At 45.0% G+C, this 19,970-nt stretch carries 19 protein-coding genes; 14 read left to right on the top strand and 5 right to left on the bottom strand.

Annotated features, from left to right (window positions below):
• The first annotated feature begins 5 nt into the window (after positions 1–5).
• Entirely contained in the window at positions 6–851 is an 846-nt protein-coding gene (locus BM278_RS01740) for a YtnP family quorum-quenching lactonase (RefSeq protein ID WP_090947675.1), read from the top strand.
• Positions 852–949: 98 nt separating this feature from the next.
• Here the strand turns inward: BM278_RS01740 and BM278_RS01735 are convergent, their stop codons facing one another.
• Positions 950–1,246: a PepSY domain-containing protein gene (locus BM278_RS01735; RefSeq protein WP_090947674.1), complete on the bottom strand. Its 297-nt coding sequence runs from the start codon at positions 1,244–1,246 to the stop codon at positions 950–952.
• 131 nt (positions 1,247–1,377) lie between these two features.
• Between BM278_RS01735 and BM278_RS01730 the strand changes: the two genes are divergently transcribed.
• The 12 genes from BM278_RS01730 (at position 1,378) to ccpA (ending at position 13,057) form a co-directional block, all read left to right on the top strand.
• Positions 1,378–2,454 carry a M42 family metallopeptidase gene (locus BM278_RS01730; RefSeq protein ID WP_090947673.1) on the top strand — a complete coding sequence of 359 codons (1,077 nt, stop codon included), beginning with the start codon at positions 1,378–1,380 and terminating at the stop codon, positions 2,452–2,454.
• A 61-nt stretch (positions 2,455–2,515) separates the two neighbouring features.
• Positions 2,516–3,034, top strand: coding sequence for a DUF84 family protein (locus BM278_RS01725; protein WP_090947672.1), 519 nt, complete (start codon positions 2,516–2,518; stop codon positions 3,032–3,034).
• A gap of 41 nt (positions 3,035–3,075) precedes the next feature.
• Complete coding sequence (locus BM278_RS01720; RefSeq protein ID WP_090947671.1) at positions 3,076–3,390, top strand: thioredoxin family protein; 315 nt, start codon at positions 3,076–3,078, stop codon at positions 3,388–3,390.
• Positions 3,391–3,406: 16 nt separating this feature from the next.
• A complete protein-coding gene (locus BM278_RS01715) occupies positions 3,407–4,204 on the top strand; it encodes a DUF1444 domain-containing protein (RefSeq protein WP_090947670.1) in 798 nt (265 codons plus the stop codon).
• Positions 4,205–4,224: 20 nt separating this feature from the next.
• On the top strand, positions 4,225–4,830 hold the full coding sequence (ytpR, locus tag BM278_RS01710; protein WP_090947669.1) for a YtpR family tRNA-binding protein: 606 nt from the start codon (positions 4,225–4,227) through the stop codon (positions 4,828–4,830).
• Between the two features lie 74 nt (positions 4,831–4,904).
• A complete protein-coding gene (locus tag BM278_RS01705) occupies positions 4,905–7,082 on the top strand; it encodes a DNA translocase FtsK (RefSeq protein WP_090947668.1) in 2,178 nt (725 codons plus the stop codon).
• Positions 7,083–7,434: 352 nt separating this feature from the next.
• On the top strand, positions 7,435–8,739 hold the full coding sequence (gene murC / locus BM278_RS01700) for a UDP-N-acetylmuramate--L-alanine ligase (protein WP_090947667.1): 1,305 nt from the start codon (positions 7,435–7,437) through the stop codon (positions 8,737–8,739).
• Positions 8,740–8,999: 260 nt separating this feature from the next.
• Positions 9,000–9,449 carry a DUF948 domain-containing protein gene (locus BM278_RS01695; RefSeq protein ID WP_090947666.1) on the top strand — a complete coding sequence of 150 codons (450 nt, stop codon included), beginning with the start codon at positions 9,000–9,002 and terminating at the stop codon, positions 9,447–9,449.
• On the top strand, positions 9,436–9,819 hold the full coding sequence (locus BM278_RS01690; RefSeq protein WP_090947665.1) for a YtxH domain-containing protein: 384 nt from the start codon (positions 9,436–9,438) through the stop codon (positions 9,817–9,819). The genes BM278_RS01695 and BM278_RS01690 overlap by 14 nt, the downstream gene beginning before the upstream one ends.
• A gap of 5 nt (positions 9,820–9,824) precedes the next feature.
• Positions 9,825–10,160 carry a bacillithiol system redox-active protein YtxJ gene (gene ytxJ / locus BM278_RS01685; RefSeq protein ID WP_090947664.1) on the top strand — a complete coding sequence of 112 codons (336 nt, stop codon included), beginning with the start codon at positions 9,825–9,827 and terminating at the stop codon, positions 10,158–10,160.
• Positions 10,161–10,626: 466 nt separating this feature from the next.
• Positions 10,627–11,709 (top strand): bifunctional 3-deoxy-7-phosphoheptulonate synthase/chorismate mutase, encoded by a 1,083-nt coding sequence (locus BM278_RS01680; RefSeq protein ID WP_090947663.1) that lies wholly within the window; start codon positions 10,627–10,629, stop codon positions 11,707–11,709.
• Between the two features lie 352 nt (positions 11,710–12,061).
• The gene (gene ccpA / locus BM278_RS01675) at positions 12,062–13,057 is read left to right on the top strand and encodes a catabolite control protein A (RefSeq protein ID WP_090947662.1); all 996 of its coding nucleotides are present in this window, start codon (positions 12,062–12,064) and stop codon (positions 13,055–13,057) included.
• 96 nt (positions 13,058–13,153) lie between these two features.
• Here the strand turns inward: ccpA and BM278_RS01670 are convergent, their stop codons facing one another.
• From BM278_RS01670 to BM278_RS01660, 3 genes are read right to left on the bottom strand one after another with little or no spacing between them, the layout of a single operon-like run.
• The gene (locus BM278_RS01670) at positions 13,154–14,344 is read right to left on the bottom strand and encodes an acetoin utilization protein AcuC (RefSeq protein WP_090947661.1); all 1,191 of its coding nucleotides are present in this window, start codon (positions 14,342–14,344) and stop codon (positions 13,154–13,156) included.
• Positions 14,341–14,985 (bottom strand): acetoin utilization AcuB family protein, encoded by a 645-nt coding sequence (locus BM278_RS01665; protein ID WP_090947660.1) that lies wholly within the window; start codon positions 14,983–14,985, stop codon positions 14,341–14,343. Before BM278_RS01665 ends, BM278_RS01670 begins: the two co-directional genes overlap by 4 nt.
• A 37-nt stretch (positions 14,986–15,022) precedes the next feature.
• Positions 15,023–15,655, bottom strand: a complete 633-nt coding sequence (locus tag BM278_RS01660; RefSeq protein ID WP_090947659.1) for a GNAT family N-acetyltransferase — start codon at positions 15,653–15,655, stop codon at positions 15,023–15,025.
• Positions 15,656–15,820: 165 nt separating this feature from the next.
• Between BM278_RS01660 and acsA the strand changes: the two genes are divergently transcribed.
• Positions 15,821–17,536 carry an acetate--CoA ligase gene (gene acsA / locus BM278_RS01655; RefSeq protein WP_090947658.1) on the top strand — a complete coding sequence of 572 codons (1,716 nt, stop codon included), beginning with the start codon at positions 15,821–15,823 and terminating at the stop codon, positions 17,534–17,536.
• Between the two features lie 99 nt (positions 17,537–17,635).
• Here acsA and BM278_RS01650 read toward each other — a convergent pair whose 3' ends face one another.
• A complete protein-coding gene (locus BM278_RS01650; protein WP_090947657.1) occupies positions 17,636–19,876 on the bottom strand; it encodes a transglycosylase domain-containing protein in 2,241 nt (746 codons plus the stop codon).
• Positions 19,877–19,970 lie beyond the last annotated feature (94 nt).

Raw genomic sequence — 19,970 nt, 5'->3', positions numbered from 1 at the left:
GGAAAATGGAACAATTGCAAATCGGAAAAATAACAATGACATGGTTGAACGGAGGGGTAACGCATTTAGATGGAGGGGCGATGTTTGGGGTCGTTCCAAAGCCGCTATGGTCGAAAAAGTATCCGGCTAACGACAACAACCAAATCGAATTGCGTACCGATCCGATTCTCGTGCAAGTGGACGGAAAAAATATTTTGATTGAATCAGGTATTGGCAACGGCAAATTATCGGATAAACAAAAGCGGAATTTCGGCGTAACGGAGGAGTCAAAACTGGAACAGTCGCTTGAGCAACTGGGGCTAACGACGAGCGATATTGACATCATTTTAATGACGCATATGCATTTTGATCATGCTTGCGGTTTGACAAAATGGGAAGGCGATCGGCTTGTTTCTGCGTTTCCGCGCGCGGAAATTATGACATCAAAGATCGAATGGGATGAAATGAGGCAACCGAACATCCGCTCACGCAATACGTATTGGAAAGAAAATTGGGAGCCGATTGCCGAGCAGGTCGTTCCGTTTGAAAAAGAAAAAGAAGTCGTAAGCGGCGTCAAAATGGTACATACAGGAGGGCATAGCGCCGGGCATTCGATCATCATTATGGAATCAGACGGGGAAATGGCGATTCATATGGCCGATTTGTTAGCGACGCACGCCCATCAAAATGTGTTATGGGTAATGGCATATGATGATTATCCAATGACATCGATTTTCGAGAAACAGAAATGGATCCCATACGCAGTCGAAAAACAAGCGTGGTTTACGTTTTACCACGACGCGTATTATCGGGCGCTAAAATGGGACGAGAACGGCAATATGATCGCTCATGTGGAGCGAAACCGTTCGTGAAGCACAACAAGGGACGTCAAGGACAATTTGTGTAAAATTCGCAATCACCGGAAAATTTGCGGGGGCCTCCTATGAAGCCGGAGGCATCTGCGAGCTTTTTAAAGCGGCTTCGTTTCGATGATGGCTCCTGTGTAAGCGTCGACGACAAACTCGTATTGTTGGCTATCGCGGCAAACGCCGCCTTTGTACACCGTATAGACGACATTGTTTTTTTTATATGTTTCCGGATTTGTTTGAATCCATGAGCCGCTGATTGTCCCTTGTTGTTGAAAGGATGCTTTTGCTAGCGAAAGTGCTTTTTCTGCGGAAATCATTCGCTGCTTGAGCCGCGTTGGAATGATATAAGCCGCGGCAAAGCCGATGACTGCGCCAATGATAAATTTTTTCCAATTCATTGAAAGAGACCTCCACCGTTTCTTGTCTATCGTTTAGTATATCTCATTTCATCAATGTATGTAAGGAAAGTGGAAAAAGGTTGGCTTGTTCGTTACAATAAAAATGATTAGAAAAAAAGGAGTTAAGGATGATGAATGTAGAAACGCTTCAACTGTTCCGAACATTGACCGAATTGCCGGGGGCGCCGGGCAATGAACACGCAGTGCGGAAGTTTATGCGCAAAGAGTTGGAAAAATACGCCGATGAAGTCGTGCAAGATCGGCTTGGCAGCATTTTTGGCGTCAAGCGCGGCGATGAAAGCGGCCCAACCGTGATGGTTGCGGGGCATATGGACGAAGTCGGCTTTATGGTCACCGCCATTACCGATAATGGCATGATTCGTTTTCAACCGCTCGGAGGCTGGTGGAATCAAGTATTGTTGGCACAGCGCGTGCAAATTATTACCGATAACGGTCCAGTCGTTGGCGTTGTCAGTTCGATTCCGCCGCATTTATTGAGCGAGGAGCAGCGGAACAAACCGATGGAGATCAAAAACATGCTTATCGACGTCGGCGCTGATGACCGTGAAGACGCGAAAAAGATGGGAATTAAGCCGGGGCAACAAATTGTGCCGATTTGCCCGTTTACGCCAATGGCCAATCCGAAAAAAATTTTAGCGAAGGCGTGGGACAACCGTTACGGCTGCGGTTTGGCAATTGAATTGTTGAAAGAGTTGAAAGATGAGAAACTGCCAAACGTGTTATATTCGGGAGCTACTGTCCAAGAAGAGGTTGGATTGCGCGGGGCACAAACCGCCGCAACGCTGATTCAGCCGGATATCTTTTTCGCGCTTGATGCGAGCCCGGCGAATGATATGACCGGTGGCGCGAAGGAATTTGGACATCTTGGAAAAGGAGCGCTTGTTCGCATTTATGACCGTTCGATGGTGACTCATCGCGGCATGCGCGAATTTGTATTAGATACGGCGGAAACGCACGGCATTCCATATCAATTTTTCGTTTCCCCGGGCGGAGGAACGGATGCTGGAAGAGTACATATCGCCAACAGCGGAGTGCCGTCTGCGGTGATCGGCATTTGTTCCCGGTATATTCATACACATGCGTCGATCATTCATGTCGATGATTACGCGGCAGCGAAGCAGCTGCTTATTGAGCTTGTAAAGCGGTGCGATAAAGCAACAGTCGATGCCATTAAGAAAAATAGTTAAGCAAAGTGAGAAGTCTTGTTTGACAAGGCTTCTCTTTTTCCGTAAAAAGGAGTGGAAAGCGATGAAAATAGTTGCGATCGGTACAACCAACCAAGCGAAAATTGCGGCGGTAAAATCGATTTTTTCATCTGAACAATATGCGCTTGTGCCAACGGACGTGCCATCTGATGTTTCCGCCCAGCCGCTTTCCGATCACGAAACGCGTCAAGGAGCGATGAATCGAGCGAAACATGCGTTACAAAAAGAGAACGCGGATATCGGCATCGGTTTAGAAGGCGGTGTGATGGAAATAGACGGAGAATTATGGCTTTGTAATTGGGGGGCGCTTGCGGACCGTGACGGCATCGTTATTACCGCCGGCGGAGCGCGCATTCCGCTTCCTTTGGAAGTGGCGAACGAAATCCGCGCTGGTCGAGAACTCGGAGACGTGATGGCACAATATACAGGAGAAAGAAACATCCGCCATAAAGAAGGAGCGATCGGCGTTTTTACCAATGGCTATGTCGATCGCGCCGGCATGTTTCGCCATATTGTTCAGTTATTAGCAGGGCAATATGAATTTTTTTGTCAAAATCGTTGATTCGCGATATCATAAAAAAGACACGGAAAGGAGTTTTATCGATGAAAACGATTGAAACAGCGGCACAATATGAGGAAGTGAAAAATACAAAAAAAGTAGTGTTCGTTTTTTCTGCTGATTGGTGTCCGGACTGCCGATTTCTTCAGCCGTTTTTGCCGGAAATCGAGCAAACTTTTTCTGAATATGAGTTTTATTACGTCGATCGCGACCAATTGCTCGAAGTATGTCAGCAAGAAAACGTTTTTGGCATTCCAAGCTTTATTGCTTATGACAACGGCAAAGAACTAGGCCGATTTGTCAGCAAAGACCGCAAGACGAAAGAGGAAGTCGAACGGTTCATCCGCGGCTTGTCATAACATAGGGGGCGCAGCGATGGATAGCAAACAAATGTATGAACAAATAAAGAAAAAGCTTGCCCGCAATGATTGGACGTTTCAATTTGACCGAAAAAAGGACACGCTCCGCATTGAAGATAAAGAAACGAAAAAAGGGGTAACGATTTCGCTTCCAGGCATCATTGCAAAATGGCACGAGCAAAAAGACGAAGCGATTGACGAAATTGTATATTACGTGGAACAAGCGTTAAATACGATGCATGAAAAACATACGCTTTCCGGAAAAGAAAAAGATATTTACCCGGTCATTCGCTCGACGTCGTTTCCGACGGAGACAAAAGAAGGCATTCCGCTTCTTTATGACGACCATACGGCGGAAACCCGCATTTATTACGCGCTTGACTTGGGCAATACGTATCGGCTGATCGACAAAAAGATGTTGGAACAAGAACAATGGAACGAGGAACGAATAAAAGAAATCGCCCGTTTCAACGTTCGTTCGTTGGATGTGAATGTCAAAGAGGACAAAGTGGCGGGAAATACGTTTTACTTCGTGAATACAAATGATGGCTATGATGCAAGCCGCATTTTAAACGAGCCGTTTTTAGCGAAAATGAGAAAGAAAATAACGGGAACGATGGCGCTTGCGGTGCCGCATCAAGACGTGCTGATTATTGCCGATGTGCAAAATGAAGTTGGATACGATGTGCTTGCGCAAATGACGATGAGCTTTTTTGCGAGTGGACGAGTGCCGATTACCGCTTTATCATTTTTATATGAAGACGGGGAGCTTGAACCGATTTTTATTTTAGGAAAAAATTATCGCAAAAAATAAGGAAGAAAGGATGAGCGAGGATGAACGTGTTTTATAACCGCGAAGGAGTCGGCGATGTGCTGCTCGTTTCATTAAAACCAATTCCGCAAGATCAGCGGGCGTTTGAAAAAAAAGGAGACGTTGTCCGCATCTTTGATGAAAAAACAGGTGAAACGGTAGGATATAATATTTTTCAAGCATCTACTTATCATCATTTTGACGGCAACGGCTTGCTGGAGCTGAACGAAAGCCTCGTTTCCGTGATTAACGATATATTGCAAAAAAACGGGTGGAACGAAACGATTGAAGCCGATCTTTCACCGAAGTTTGTAGTCGGTTATGTAAAAGAGAAAAAGAAACATCCAAATGCGGATAAATTGAGCGTATGCCAAGTGGACGTCGGAACAGAAGTATTGCAAATCGTCTGCGGCGCGCCGAATGTGGAAGCGGGGCAAAAAGTCGTTGTTGCCAAAATCGGCGCGGTGATGCCGAGCGGACTTGTCATTCAAGAAGCGGAATTGCGCGGTGTTCCGTCGTACGGAATGATTTGTTCCGCGCGCGAATTGGAATTGCCAAACGCTCCGCAAGAAAAAGGGATTTTAGTATTATCCGATGAATATGAAGTCGGCCAGCCGTTCACTTGGTAATGCGATGACAGTCACTAGATTGATTCTAGTGACTTTTTTTCCGAAACGAATTTAACAGAAAGAGTGGTTTAGCGATGAAATGGTTAAAACGTTTCGTTCGTTATTTGTTGGAAGCAGAGGAGGAAGAACAATACGTTTCGGCGCGAAAAAAACAACGGGAGAAGCTTTCTTCTTCCCAATTGGACGTCAAGGTAGCTTATCAATATCCAAAAGGGAACTTTCGTTTTCCGCTTATTCCGGATGAGCCGGCACCGGAACGCCGCCATCCATCATTTCGTCAGGAGCATTCTGTATCGTATTCTGATTATTTGCTAAGACATGTGGACGAAAATCAACAAAATAGGTTGGATGATTTGGAAAAAAAGCCGTTTCGTCCTTCTGATGTGCCGTCACCTATTTATGGATATAAAAGAGTAACGAAAAAAAATGAGCATGCAGTGGAATGGGTGCTGCCGCCTCATTCACGAGAAGAGGAAACGGATGTATTGCCATCTGTACCGAAGGAAAAAACAGACGAAATTAGCGGTCGGGCGCCATCATCGCCGGAACGGTTAGAGGAGAGCGAAGAAATGCTCGTAAATGATGCTGTGCAAGAAAAAGAAGAAGCTTACTTGCCAAAAGATGAAGGAAGTAAGCAAGACGAAGCGAAGACGGAGGAAAAGGAGACGAATTTACAAGAAGCAGAAAAAGAAGAAGCAAAGGTGGATATGCCCGAAAACAATGATTATCGTACGAGCAAACCAGCGCGTTCCCGCATTCCATACAACGTGATGATGTTAAAACAAGATCGAAAAAAATGGGAAGAAAAAAAGCAATCTCCGGCCAATGGATACGCATTCCCGCCGCTATCGTTGTTGGAACGGCCGCGGCAAAGCCAAGAAAGCGATGAACAATGGGTTCGCGAACAATGCGCTCGGCTGAATCGGACGTTTGCCAGCTTCCACATTGGCGCCAAGGTGGTCCATACGACGCAAGGACCGACGGTAACGCGGTTTGAAGTGCAGCCAGACCTTGGAGTCAAAGTAAGCAAAATCACGAATTTAGCGGATGATATTAAGCTGAATTTAGCGGCAAAAGATATCCGGATTGAAGCGCCGATCCCGGGAAAAAGTACGATCGGCATCGAAGTCCCGAACTTGAAAAGTCGTCCTGTGTTCATCCGAGAAATTTTAGAAAGCGATGCGTTTCGCAATAACCCATCCCCATTAACGGTGGCGCTTGGGCTTGATATATCGGGAACGCCGGTGGTCACCGATTTAAAAAAGATGCCGCACGGATTGATTGCCGGAGCGACCGGTTCGGGAAAAAGCGTATGCATCAATGCGATGATTGTAAGTTTGTTGTACAAAGCTGCTCCGCATGAAGTGAAAATGCTTCTGATTGATCCGAAAATGGTTGAGCTCGCTCCGTATAACGATATTCCGCATCTTGTCAGCCCGGTCATCACCGATGTCAAGGCGGCGACGGGGGCGCTGAAATGGGCGGTGGAAGAAATGGAGCGGCGGTATGAATTGTTCGCCCATACCGGTGTCCGCGACATTCAAAAATATAATGAACTTGTAAAACAGAAAGGAAGTCTGGAACATCACCTTCCGTATATCGTTATTATCATCGACGAGCTGGCCGATTTAATGATGGTAGCGCCGGCGGACGTTGAAGAAGCGATTTGCCGCATCGCGCAAAAGGCGAGGGCGTGCGGAATTCATTTAGTTGTTGCGACGCAGCGCCCATCTGTTGACGTGATTACTGGGTTAATCAAAGCGAATATCCCGACAAGGATCGCCTTCTCTGTCTCTTCGCAAGTTGATTCGCGGACGATTATCGATGTAAACGGCGCGGAAAAATTGCTCGGACGCGGCGACATGTTGTTTTTAGAAAACGGCTCATCGAAAACGGTGCGTGTGCAAGGCAATTTCGTATCGGACGAAGAAATTGAGCGGGTCGTCGCCCATGTGAAAGCACAGATGGCTCCTTCTTATTTGTTTCAGCAAGATGATTTTGCCAAAAAGACAGTTGCCAATCATGAAGAAGACGAACTTTTTTATGAAGCCTGCGAGTTCGTCGTGCAGCAAGGAGGAGCTTCGACGTCAAGCTTGCAGCGCCATTTTCGCATCGGCTATAACCGCGCGGCGCGATTAATAGAGATGATGGAAGAACAAGGCATCGTTTCGGAAGCGCGCGGCAGCAAACCGCGAGACGTGTTGATTACAGAAGAGGAATTGGCGAATTTGCAAGAAAATAGCATGATATGATAGAACGTATGTTTAATGACATTACACAGCTTTTTCAACATTTATATCGGCTTTACCAGCGATTATTGTTAAACGGAAAACGTCAGGCGAAAGCGGGCGGGAGGAAAGCTGCACCAATCTACGCTTAGAAAGGGCGGATTTGCCGGAAATATAAGGGCCGCTGGTAGGGGAAACTGATAGGGGAAACAATCGCCCCGTCAGTTTTCTTTTTTGATGCACTCATAGTTTTTCGGTGAAAACAGTGTTATAATGATAAAATGTGAGAATACATATCGTAAAATGAAGTAAATGGCAAAACTAGATGAACGTCATATACTGTCTTACAGATAGACGATTGTTGGAGGGCTTCGTTATGACTGTTTACCATTTTGTTGGCATTAAAGGAACAGGAATGAGCGCATTGGCGCAAGTTCTTCATGATATGAATTATACGGTCCAAGGTTCAGATGTTGAGAAGCGTTTTTTTACACAAAAAGCATTAGAGGAGCGAGGGATTCCCATTTTACCCTTTAACAAAGAAAATATTAAACCGGGCTATACGGTGATCGCTGGAAACGCCTTTCCTGATACGCATGAGGAAATACAAGCTGCTTATGAATTAGGAGTTCCTGTGATACGATACCATCGCTTTTTAGGGGAATTTTTACAAAAATTCACAAGCATTGCAGTAGCGGGGTCACACGGAAAAACGTCGACGACTGGTTTGCTTGCCCATGTAATGCAAGGGGCGCATTCCACATCGTATTTAATTGGTGACGGAACGGGAAAAGGAATAGAAGGAAGCAAATATTTCGTATTTGAAGCATGCGAGTATCGCCGCCATTTCTTATCCTACTTTCCAGATTATGCAATCATGACAAACATTGATTTTGACCATCCTGATTATTTTGCCAATATCGATGATGTGTTCTCTGCGTTTCAAGAAATGGCGCTGCAAGTGAAAAAAGGGATTATCGCTTGCGGAGATGATGAATATTTGCAAAAAATCAAAGCGAAAGTGCCGGTGCTGTTTTACGGATTTGGCGATGATAATGATTTCCAAGCGCGCAACGTGGTGAAAACAACTGAAGGAACATCGTTTGACGTGTTTGTTCGCAATACGTTTTTCGCTTCATTCGAGATTCCGCGCTTTGGCGACCATAACGTATTAAACGCGCTTGCCGTTATTGCGCTTTGCCATTATGAAGAAATCGATGTCCGCATTATTCAAGAACGGTTAAAAACGTTTCAAGGTGTGAAACGCCGCTTTAGTGAAAAAGCGCTCGGCAACCAAATTTTAATTGATGACTATGCCCATCATCCGCGGGAAATTATTGCAACGATTGATGCGGCGAGACAAAAATATCCGGGACGTGAAATTGTCGCGATTTTTCAGCCGCATACGTATACGCGGACACAAGCGTTTTTGCGGGAATTTGCCGAAAGCTTGCAGCAGGCTGACCAAGTGTATTTATGTGATATATTTGGTTCTGCCCGTGAACATCACGGGAAATTATCGATTCAAGATTTGCAAGCGCAAATTCCGAATTCCCGTCTTATTCAAGAAGATGATACGTCCGTGTTAAAGCAGCATGAGAACGCGGTATTAATTTTTATGGGCGCAGGAGATATTCAAAAGTTTCAAGAGGCGTACGAGCGGACGGTTCGTTCGGTATAGCAAAGAAAAGAAAAAACGAGCTAGGCATCGATTCGCCGGCTCGTTTTTTCTCACCATTGCCGGATTTAGCGGTTTTCACTCTTAATGGTGAAACGGCATGTGCGCGTCAGCGTGTGATCAAAACGGTGATGCAATGATGTTCGAATGGCGCCATCGCGGCCTTGGCGATTGTATCGATTTCTCTGCGAGTATCTTTGCAGGAATTTGTCGAATAGACGTCGAACGTTTGAAAAGAGGAATACTAGCAAGGAGGAAACGAAGTGAAAATTATCTTATACGCCAGCATCGCGTTAATTGCCGTTTCTTTTTTCATCTTGGTCGTCTATATTGCGAGAACGTTAACGGTATTGCAGGAAACGATTCGCCGTTTGACGGCGGCGATCGACCATATGGACAAAGAAGTGCAAAGCATTGCCGCTGAAACAACGCAGCTGTTGAAAAAGACGAATGAGCTTGCCGACGGTGTGCAAAAAAAAGTGGAAGGATTGAATTCGCTTGTCCATGCTGTAAGCGATGTCAGCTCTACCGTTCAATCGTTTAACCGCTCGCTGCAGCAAATTTCCGCGTCGGTGACAAAGCAAGTAGAGACACATCAAGAAAAAGTGGTAAAAGTAATGCAATGGGGAAATGCTTTGATGGAAATATGGGAAAAATGGAAGGAAAGAAGACAAAAAAAGATGAAGGAGGTTGCGTTGGATGGCAAAAAATAATAGTGGCTTTTTGCTAGGGGCGATTGTCGGCGGGATCGCCGGCGCGGTGGCGACGCTGCTGTTGACGAGTGAGAAAGGTAAACGATGGCTTGCGGAAATGAATGAGGCAGGAAAATTGGAGCCGGTGAAAACAACGGCGACCGAATGGTTAGAAATAGCGAAAGAAAAAACGAAAGAAGTAACGAAATTTATTCCAATTGGAAAAGCGGATCAGCAGCGCGTTTCTTCTGAATCGGAAACTCCGTCCATTTCGATTCCAACGCCGACGAGTGAGGCAAATAAAGAAAATATCGAAAAATTGCTAAAGGAAGCGGAAGAAGCGTTTGATGACGCGGAGCAAAAACTGCAAAGACAAAATGAAACGGAGTGATCAAAATGGGAAAGCAGAAACTGGAGACGATTGAACAATTTCAAGAAGTGTTAAAAGAGGGGAAACGGTTTTTATTGGTCAAACATAGCCTTACATGCCCAATTAGCCAAGCGGCGTTTCAAGAATATGAAAAATTCGTAGCCGACTATCCGGAAGTGGATACATATTATTTGTTTGTGCAAGAAGCACGGCCACTTTCGAATTACATCGCCGAAACGTTTAGTGTGAAACATGAATCGCCGCAGGCGCTTCTGTTTGAAAATGGGGCTGTCGCATGGCACACGTCACATTGGAATATTACGTATGATGCCTTGAAAAAGCATATCATTCAAGCGCCGTAAAAGCGGAGGGCCTGCAGTTGGAATGCTTCGGCCAACGAAAATAATGATGATGGGTTAATAAAGGTGGTTGGCGTTCGCTTTCATTTTATTCCCTGAGATGCTGCAAAGTTTAAAACGGCAGATATTGTTACTCGTCTGGTAACGGGGATTACTGCGTGTGGATTAGTTTTTATTGCTTTACTGTATGCATGTTGATGAGCCGGATATGGCGGAAAAGAGGCATGAACCATCAAAAGGTTCATGCTTTTTTGCTTAATTCCGCGCGATTCGGCGTTTTTCCCCCGCAAAATACTTTATCGCTTAAAAGCGTTTAATAAATAAAGTGATTTTTGGTGACAATCGACTTTATTTCTATTATAATAATGACTAATTAAAAAATAAGTAACCACAAGTCCGTGGCTCGAGTCATTTGGATGTGGTGGGAAATGCCTTTGAATCAAACTGTACGAAAGAAAGGATGAGGAGCATGAGCAACGAGAGATTAGATGAGTTGCGAGCAAAGGTGGATGAGATTAATTTACAAATTTTGAAATTAATCAATGAGCGGGGGAGACTTGTTCAAGAAATTGGAAAGATCAAGGAAGCGCAAGGAACACACCGTTATGACCCTGTGCGTGAGCGGAAAATGCTTGATTTAATTTCTGAGTACAACGACGGACCGTTTGAAACGTCGACATTACAACATATTTTTAAAGAAATTTTTAAAGCAGGCCTTGAACTGCAAGAAGATGATCACCGTAAAGCATTGCTTGTATCACGCAAAAAACATCCGGAAAATACGATTGTCGATGTAAAAGGAGAAAAAATTGGCGACGGCAACCAATATTTTGTGATGGGACCGTGCGCGGTGGAAAGCTATGAACAAGTTGCGGCGGTTGCGGCAGCCGTCAAAAAGCAAGGGTTAAAGCTTCTCCGCGGCGGCGCGTACAAGCCGAGAACATCGCCATACGATTTCCAAGGATTAGGAGTGGAAGGGTTAAAAATTTTAAAACGAATTGCCGATGAGTTTGATTTGGCGGTGATCAGCGAAATCGTTACCCCTGCGGATATTGAAATAGCGCTAGATTATATTGATGTGATTCAAATTGGCGCCCGCAACATGCAAAACTTCGAACTTTTGAAAGCGGCGGGCCAAGTGAACAAGCCGATTTTGTTAAAACGCGGGCTAGCGGCGACGATCGAAGAATTTATTAACGCGGCAGAATACATTATGTCGCAAGGAAACGGGCAAATTATTCTTTGTGAACGCGGCATTCGCACGTATGAGCGCGCGACAAGAAATACGCTCGATATTTCTGCAGTGCCAATCTTGAAAAAAGAAACGCACTTGCCTGTGCTTGTTGACGTCACTCACTCAACAGGACGCCGCGATTTATTGATTCCGTGCGCGAAAGCAGCGTTGGCGATCGGCGCGGATGGAGTCATGGCGGAAGTGCATCCAGATCCAGCGGTTGCGTTGTCCGATTCGGCGCAGCAAATGGATATTGCTCAATTCAATGAATTTATGGAAGAGGTAAGATCGTTCCAGCGACAAATGGTAAAAGCGTAACGGAATCAACGATCCCCTTTTGGCGATTCGCTGAAGGGGGATTTTCTGTTTGCCGTCATCGGCGTGATCGCTTTTTTCTGATCGCCTCGCACAAGCGGCGGCTGAAATCTTTATCTTTCTGCGTTGCTATGTGGATATGGTAAGAATGAAGTTATCATTGTATCAAGGATGGATATAATATACATAAAAGCCGCTGGCAATTAGTGAATTGTTTGTGAAAACATTTGCAAAATAGTTGCCAACTCGTTGCGATTCGGCCATAATGTATCGTATGATATTTCTACATAAACGAATATTTGTTGTTATGAAAATAACAATCGCTGTTTATTTATAAAAAAGAGGAGTGAAATCAATGAACGTAACGATTTATGACGTGGCGCGAGAGGCAAACGTGTCGATGGCCACCGTCTCTCGTGTCGTGAACGGAAACCCAAACGTGAAGCCATCAACAAGAAAAAAGGTACTGGAAGCAATTGAGCGTCTAGGTTACCGGCCAAATGCGGTTGCACGAGGACTTGCTAGCAAAAAAACAACGACCGTCGGGGTCATTATTCCTGATATTTCTAGCATCTTTTTTGCGGAATTGGCGCGCGGAATTGAAGATATTGCCACAATGTACAAATACAATATCATTTTAAGCAACTCTGACCAAAATAAAGAAAAAGAATTGCATTTGCTCAATACGATGCTCGCTAAGCAAGTGGATGGCATTTTGTTTATGGGCGGGAACATTACCGAAGAGCATGTAAGCGAGTTTCAAAAATCACCTGTGCCAATCGTGTTGGCCGCGACGATTGAACCGAATAACACTATTCCATCGGTGAACATCGATTACGAACAAGCAGCGTTTGAGGCGGTTACTTACCTTCTCGAAAAAGGAAATAAACGGGTTGCGTACGTGGCGGGGCCGACGAATGACCCGATCAACCAAAAGAAACTGGCGGGATATCGCCGCGCTTTGGAAACGCACGGATTAACGTATGAGGAAGAGCTTGTTATCGAAGGAGACAATTCGTATGATTCCGGTATTGAAGCATACGAAAAAATAGCGGAGTTAGCGGAAAAGCCAACCGCCGTTTTTGCAGGAACGGACGAGATGGCGCTTGGCGTTATCCATAGCGCGCAAGATCATGGTGTTCGCATTCCTGATCAATTAGAAGTGGTCGGCTTTGACAATACACGGCTTGCAACGATGGTCCGTCCTCGCTTGACGACCGTGATGCAGCCGATGTATGATATCGGCGCGGTTGCGATGCGCTTATTGACAAAGTATATGAATAAAGAAAACGTCGAAAACCATATTGTCGTTTTACCGCACCGCATTGAATATCGCGAATCAACGAAATAACGAACGAAAAAGGGCTAACCGTTTCGGTAAGCCCTTTTTTCTTTTTTCAGCAAATTCGTAGGATAGCGCTTCCCATTTTCTTGAGCATTCATTATTTTAAAGGATGGTTGGATTGGTATCCGTTGTTTGTTGTCGTTGGCTGCGAATCAAATATAACGCTTTTTCCACGGTTTGCCCGTTTTTTTCGGTAATTTCCGCTTTGCGCGGAATCGGTGGATATAGCGGTTCCGGATCGTCCCATTCTCGCGGGAGCGGAACTGGAGAAAGCGCTTGCCATTTTTTTAGCCATGATTCTGGTAAATCGCCGGAAATGTTCGATTGTTCTGTCATTTCCAACCAAATAAGCGCCCATGCTCGCGGAACGACGCGCCAAATATCATAACCGCCGCCACCGACCGCAATCCAGCGTCCGTCGCAATATTCGTGAGCGATTTGATGGGCTAGCTTCGGAATTTCTCGATATGCTTTCATCGTTAAGGATAAATGGGTAAGCGGGTCATAATAATGAGCGTCCGCTCCGTTTTGCGTCAAGATCACATCAGGGCGGAAAAAGTCGGCAATTTCCCGAAATGCTTGTGTATAAGCGTCAAGCCAAGATTCATCTTCCGTAAACGCATCGACAGGAATGTTAAACGAGTATCCGTATCCCGCTCCATGTCCGCGTTCGTTAATGTTTCCGGTTCCCGGGAATAAATAGCGGCCTGTTTCGTGAATGGAAAAGGTGCATACGTTTGGATCATCATAAAAAGCCCATTGGACGCCGTCTCCGTGATGGGCATCCGTGTCAACGTAAAGAACGCGAAGTCCGTATTTTTCCTGAATGTATTTAATGGCGACAGCGCTATCATTGTAAACACAAAAACCGGATGCTTTGCCGCGAAAGCCGTGGTGAAGCCCGCCGCCCAAACTGAGCGCATGCTTTGCTTTTCCGGATAGCACATAATCGACGGCGGTTAATGTGCTTCCTACCAACAATGCGCTTGCTTCATGCATATTTGGGAAAATTGGCGTATCTTCTGTCCCTAGTCCATAATTTAAGGCGGTATGCTCAGGCAGCTGTCCTTTTCCGGCCGCTTTGACCGCTTCAATATATGTTTGATCATGGATCAAGGCGAGCTCCTCATCCGTTGCGATTCTAGGCTTGATGATTTGTTCATCTTCTAATGCGTTCATCGCGCGCAATAAATCGTATGTCAACTTGACACGCAGTTGGTTAAACGGGTGCGCGTCATGAAATTTGTACTGAAGAAAATCTTCGCTGTAAATAAATACGCAATCTTTTTTCATGACGAACCCCCCGGCAAATTCGGCCATAACACAGTATAGCCAGCGTTTTTTAAATCGTTGATGATCCCGATCGGATTCATTGTTTGCACGCGAAACACGAGAATTTGATAGTTTTCGTCTTCATCCGGATATAAAAGAACGCTGGAAATATTCGCATTTCTTTTGGCGATAATCGCGGATGCTTTGCTTAGCATCCCGCTTTCATTTGGAACTTTTATTTCGATTTGCGAACCTGGCTGATGCGCACCGGTAAGCTGGATGAGAGTATATAATAAATCCGTCTCCGTCACGATGCCGACAAGTTTGCCGTCTTTTACAATAGGCAAACAGCTAATTTTATGTTCATAAAATAGCGCTGCCACTTCTTCGACGAAGTCAAGCGGGTGTCCGACGATGACATCTGTCTTCATAATCGCGCTGATTGGTTTTTGCAAATCTTCGAGATGTTCATGAATTTGGAAAATGGAAGGGCTTGCATCACGGATGTCGCGATCTGTCACAATGCCGACGACGCGATTTTCCTCGTCAACAATCGGAATGTGGCGGATGCGGCGTTGTCGCACTAACTGGATCGCTTCTGCAATCGTGTTTGTCGGTTGCATTGTAATGACGGGTGTTTTCATAATTTGCTCGACGATCATTTTTTCGTCACCCCTTTATTGTTTAAGAAGGAATGTTTTAATACATGTGCCGATTCATGAAGCGAAGGCGGTCAAATTTTTGGATAGATTCTTGATCGACGCGTTTACCGATGCGGACCATTAAACAGTTAGCAGGATGGGAGCAAATTTCTGGGTCATCTGTTGCATACCAAACGAGCCCGCCAGCATTCATCATTTTTTCCATTACTTTTCTGTACTCCCATACGTTTAATCCCGTTCCTTTTAAATCCCAATGCCAGTAATATTCTGTCGTAATAATAATGTAATCTTCCATGGCGTCATCCATCATCGATACGATCAGCAAATTTTTTCCGACGCCATAGCCGCGAAACTCCGGAATGACTTCAATCGCGCCTAGTTCAATTAAATTTTCCATGTTTCCTTCCGACCATCGTTCAAGCGGATCGGGATAAAGAAACGTAACATAACCGACGATCGTTTGATGATGGCGGGCGATGATGATTCTTCCTTCCGGCAGTTTGGCAATTTCAATTAACGCTTGGTGTTGTTGCGGCGGCTGGCGGAATGATGTCAAATCGTGGTGGAATTCGTAGCTTGCTAGTTTTTCTGCGGATACCGGGCCTTCAATAATCAGCGTTCCCTTCGGGGTCGTTAATTCTTTTGCATGATATGTTTTTTTATGTTCCATTAGGTCACCACCTGGATTTTTCTTTCTGTATTTCATTATACATGAAAAAATCCATGATAAGGAGATTTGAAAAAAATTTAATAGTTAAATTTTTAAAAAATTGAGAATTTATAAGATATATACTATAATAGAATTGTAAACACTTACATAAGGGGGATTCGGAGAATGAAAACAGAAGTGCTACCGGTCGTACAAGGGGACTACAACTTAAAAAATTATGAAGAGGCATATAAAAATTTTGATTGGAAGGAAGTAGAAAAGGAATTTTCATGGTTTGAAACGGGCCGAGTCAATATGGCATATGAAGCGATCGATCGCCATGCGGAAACGTTCCGAAAAAATAAAGTGGCGCTTTATTACCGCGATGCGTCGAGAAATGAAAAATATACGTTTAAAGAAATGAAAGAAATGTCCAACAAAGTGGCAAACGTATTAAAAGAAGTGGCAGGGATCGAAAAAGGGGATCGCGTGTTTGTTTTTATGCCGCGCTCGCCGGAGTTGTATTTTGCGGTATTAGGAATCATTAAAACGGGCGCGATTGCCGGACCGCTGTTTGAAGCGTTTATGGAAGGAGCGGTGCGCGACCGGCTTGAGGATAGCGGAGCGAAAGCGATCGTAACGACACCGGAACTTTTGCCGCGGGTGCCAGTAAACGATTTGCCTGAGTTGAAATATGTTTTTCTTGTCGGAGACAACATTGTTGAAGAAGGCCCGTATATTGACTTAAAGAAACGGATGAACGAAGCAAGCAAGCACTTCGACATTGAATGGGTTGATCGCCAAGACGGGCTTATTTTGCACTATACATCCGGTTCAACAGGCAAACCAAAAGGGGTTTTACATGTTCACAACGCGATGATTCAGCACTATCAAACGGCAAAATGGGTGCTTGATTTAAAAGAAGATGATATTTATTGGTGCACGGCTGATCCGGGTTGGGTGACAGGAACGTCATATGGCATTTTCGGACCGTGGTTGTGTGGAGCATCCAACGTTATTGTCGGAGGGCGTTTTAGTCCGGATGCGTGGTATCAAACGATTCAAGATTTTGGCGTAACCGTGTGGTATAGCGCACCAACGGCGTTTCGCATGCTGATGGGCGCTGGCGATGAAATTGTGAAGAAGTACGATTTAAGTTCGCTCCGTCATATCCTTAGCGTTGGCGAACCGTTGAATCCAGAGGTCATTCGCTGGGGAATGAAAGTGTTCCAGCGCCGCATTCACGACACATGGTGGATGACGGAAACAGGGGCTCATCTCATCTGCAATTATCCGTGCATGGAAATTAAGCCGGGTTCGATGGGAAAACCGATTCCTGGCGTCAAAGCGGCGATCATTGATGATCAAGGAAACGAGCTGCCGCCATACCGGATGGGGAATTTGGCCATCAAGAAAGGCTGGCCGTCGATGATGAAGACGATTTGGAACAACCCGCAAAAATATGAATCATATTTCATCGGCGATTGGTACGTTTCCGGCGACTCCGCTTACATGGATGAAGACGGATATTTCTGGTTCCAAGGCCGCGTCGATGACGTTATTAATACGTCCGGAGAACGCGTCGGCCCGTTTGAAGTCGAAAGCAAGCTAGTCGAACACCCGGCGGTCGCGGAAGCAGGCGTCATCGGCAAACCGGATCCGGTGCGCGGGGAAATTATCAAAGCGTTTATTTCGCTGCGGGAAGGATATGAACCGTCAGAGGAGTTGAAAGAAGACATCCGCCAGTTTGTCAAAAAAGGATTGGCGGCACATGCGGCGCCGCGGGAAATTGAATTCCGTGACAAACTTCCAAAAACGCGAAGCGGAAAAATTATGCGCCGCGTCTTAAAAGCGTGGGAACTCAATTTACCGACGGGGGATTTGTCGACAATGGAAGACTAAGAAAACTAAGAAAAAAGCTGATCGAAGCCGATCAGCTTTTTTCTTAACGTTTTTTTGAAAGAACGTCTCGTTTTTTCTTTTGCTGCTTCTGTTTTTAATTTAATGTTTAGGAGCAAATTTTGCATTATACAGATCATAAATGGATCCAGTTTTTTGGCATACATTAGATAGAGCGCTCTCTGAGGCAGTACAATATGCGCGCCGGACGATGCCTCCTGGCATGTTGAACCGCGTTTTTGGAGCGACTAGCTGCGGCTTTACATCATAAGCCGCGTTTATTAGTTGCGCCCATAGTAGCTGGGTCCGTTTGCTATAGTTTAATCCTTTATATTTTAGTTGCAACGGCGCCGGAATATCATATCCCATCCAAACGCCAAATGTAACGTTCGGATTTATGGCAACAAACCACGAGTCTTTATTATCTTGCCCTGTTCCCGTTTTTCCGGCCCAATCTGCATGAAATTTTAAATATGCTGGAACGGAGGACGCCGTGCCGTGTCGGATGACATCTCTCATCATATCAATCATTAAATATGATGTTTGCGGAGAAAAGACGGGAACAGGTTTCCTTTTATGTTCGTAAATGACTCGACCGTCTTTCGCTGTGATTTTTTCAATTAGATATGCATCAATAAATGTTCCGTAATTGGCGAACGTCGCATAGGCGTTTACATTTTCTTCGACGGTTACTCCTTTCGTTGTTCCGCCGATTGCCAAGGCAACGTGTTTTTCTTCTTCTTTTGCGACACTTGTGATCCCCATCTTTTCTAAATATGTTACTGGATGTTTGTTCATGATTTTGACGTATGTGCGCACGGCCGGAATGTTGTATGAATATTGCAAGGCGCGGCGGACAGAAACGAAACCGTGCGTTTTCCCATCGGCGTTTTTTGGAGTATAATACTTTCCGTTTACCTTGATGCTCACTGCTTCGTCTGGGATGATGGAGCCGGGCTGAATGACGCCCATTTCCATTGCTGGTGCATATACTAACAGCGGCTTCATTGTCGAGCCGTTAGACCGATACGCTTGCGTCGCGTGGTTGAGCTGCTGCCGCTCGTAGTTTCTTCCCCCGACAAAGCTAATAATTCTTCCTGTTTTGTTTTCGATAAGAATTGCGCCAACTTCGACAGGTTCCCGCTTCGCGACCGTTTTGCCCGTCTGTTTATCTTTTACGTATTGAATGATGTCATTGCCGTAATATTGATAGTTTGCGACAACTTTTTGCATGCGATCGTAAATATTTTTATCGATCGTTGTATAAATGTTATAGCCGTTTTGCCGCAGCTGCTTTTCCGCTATTGCTAAATAACGTTTGTAAAGAGATGGGGTTTGCCGCAACTGCTGTTGTTGATATCCGTCTTTTTCGGCTAAAACTTCGGCTAACGCTTTCGTCGCACGTTTTTCGATTTCTATCGTTAGCCACGGATATTTCTCAAACGGCGATGGCTTCGGCGGCGCAAAATGTTTGGCGATATCATACTGCAGCGCCTCATGATATTGCTTTTCGGAAATATAGCCTGCCTGTTTCATGCGCTTTAACACCGTGTTCATGCGTTGCAGCGCTGGGGATAAGTCTTTTTTCACGGTTCCATCGCTTGTAAATGGCGTGTAAACGAAAGGACTTTGCGGAAGGCCGGCTAAAAATGCCGCCTGGGCTAGGTTTAAATCTTTCGCGTTCACTCCGAAAACGCCTTGGGCTGCGGCTTGAATGCCGGCAATGTTGCGTCCGGATGAGTTTCTGCCGAATGGAACGACGTTTAAATATGCTTCTAAAATTTCCTTTTTGCTAAAAAATTTTTCGAGACGAAGCGCGAGTAAAATTTCTTTCGCTTTCCGCTCAAACGACACTTCGTTCGTTAATATTTGATTTTTCACAAGCTGCTGCGTCAGCGTGCTGCCGCCTGTCTGTGTTGCAGAGTTTGTAATTTCTTGAAATAAGGCCCGGATAATTGCTTTTGGAACAACGCCGTGATGTTCATAAAAGTATTCGTCTTCTGTGGCGATAATCGCTTGTATGACGTAAGGGGATATATTTTCCAACTTTACTTCTTCCCGTTCTAAATCTGTGCGAAAACTTCCAAGATAAACGTTGTTGGCGAAGTAAATATGTGTCGTTTCTTCATAGTCATAAATATCTTTTTTCATTTCTTGATACGAAGGAAGCGGCATGTCTTTTACTAAAGAAGCAAAATATCCGGCGCCAAGGCCAATAGCAAAACAAACGGCGCACAGGACGAAAATGAGAAAAAGGAGGAAAAGATTCCAACATACTTCATATGTAATGAGAAAATAACGCCACGCTTTCTTTAGGGAAAGCGTTTGTTTTACATGCTCCATGAGCATCCCCCTATACTGTAGCAACAACTAAATGTAAACACAGTATATCATATTTTTTAGGGAAGATTGCGGATTGAATGTGAGAAAAAATTCT

The organism is Parageobacillus thermantarcticus, assembly GCF_900111865.1.
In the GTDB taxonomy this organism is placed as follows: domain Bacteria; phylum Bacillota; class Bacilli; order Bacillales; family Anoxybacillaceae; genus Parageobacillus; species Parageobacillus thermantarcticus.
This window is presented reverse-complemented; position numbering and strand designations above follow the sequence as displayed.

What these genes read in the sequence shown, in the direction of transcription:
- ytpR (WP_090947669.1), top strand. Translation starts at nt 4,225, where the DNA reads ATGAACGTGTTTTATAACCGCGAAGGAGTCGGCGATGTGCTGCTCGTT.
- BM278_RS01690 (WP_090947665.1), top strand. Translation starts at nt 9,436, where the DNA reads ATGGCAAAAAATAATAGTGGCTTTTTGCTAGGGGCGATTGTCGGCGGG.
- BM278_RS01660 (WP_090947659.1), bottom strand. Translation starts at nt 15,655, where the DNA reads ATGGAACATAAAAAAACATATCATGCAAAAGAATTAACGACCCCGAAG.
- BM278_RS01730 (WP_090947673.1), top strand. Translation starts at nt 1,378, where the DNA reads ATGAATGTAGAAACGCTTCAACTGTTCCGAACATTGACCGAATTGCCG.
- BM278_RS01670 (WP_090947661.1), bottom strand. Translation starts at nt 14,344, where the DNA reads ATGAAAAAAGATTGCGTATTTATTTACAGCGAAGATTTTCTTCAGTAC.
- ytxJ (WP_090947664.1), top strand. Translation starts at nt 9,825, where the DNA reads ATGGGAAAGCAGAAACTGGAGACGATTGAACAATTTCAAGAAGTGTTA.
- BM278_RS01735 (WP_090947674.1), bottom strand. Translation starts at nt 1,246, where the DNA reads ATGAATTGGAAAAAATTTATCATTGGCGCAGTCATCGGCTTTGCCGCG.
- BM278_RS01680 (WP_090947663.1), top strand. Translation starts at nt 10,627, where the DNA reads ATGAGCAACGAGAGATTAGATGAGTTGCGAGCAAAGGTGGATGAGATT.
- BM278_RS01715 (WP_090947670.1), top strand. Translation starts at nt 3,407, where the DNA reads ATGGATAGCAAACAAATGTATGAACAAATAAAGAAAAAGCTTGCCCGC.
- ccpA (WP_090947662.1), top strand. Translation starts at nt 12,062, where the DNA reads ATGAACGTAACGATTTATGACGTGGCGCGAGAGGCAAACGTGTCGATG.
- acsA (WP_090947658.1), top strand. Translation starts at nt 15,821, where the DNA reads ATGAAAACAGAAGTGCTACCGGTCGTACAAGGGGACTACAACTTAAAA.
- murC (WP_090947667.1), top strand. Translation starts at nt 7,435, where the DNA reads ATGACTGTTTACCATTTTGTTGGCATTAAAGGAACAGGAATGAGCGCA.
- BM278_RS01665 (WP_090947660.1), bottom strand. Translation starts at nt 14,985, where the DNA reads ATGATCGTCGAGCAAATTATGAAAACACCCGTCATTACAATGCAACCG.
- BM278_RS01720 (WP_090947671.1), top strand. Translation starts at nt 3,076, where the DNA reads ATGAAAACGATTGAAACAGCGGCACAATATGAGGAAGTGAAAAATACA.
- BM278_RS01705 (WP_090947668.1), top strand. Translation starts at nt 4,905, where the DNA reads ATGAAATGGTTAAAACGTTTCGTTCGTTATTTGTTGGAAGCAGAGGAG.
- BM278_RS01650 (WP_090947657.1), bottom strand. Translation starts at nt 19,876, where the DNA reads ATGGAGCATGTAAAACAAACGCTTTCCCTAAAGAAAGCGTGGCGTTAT.
- BM278_RS01725 (WP_090947672.1), top strand. Translation starts at nt 2,516, where the DNA reads ATGAAAATAGTTGCGATCGGTACAACCAACCAAGCGAAAATTGCGGCG.
- BM278_RS01740 (WP_090947675.1), top strand. Translation starts at nt 6, where the DNA reads ATGGAACAATTGCAAATCGGAAAAATAACAATGACATGGTTGAACGGA.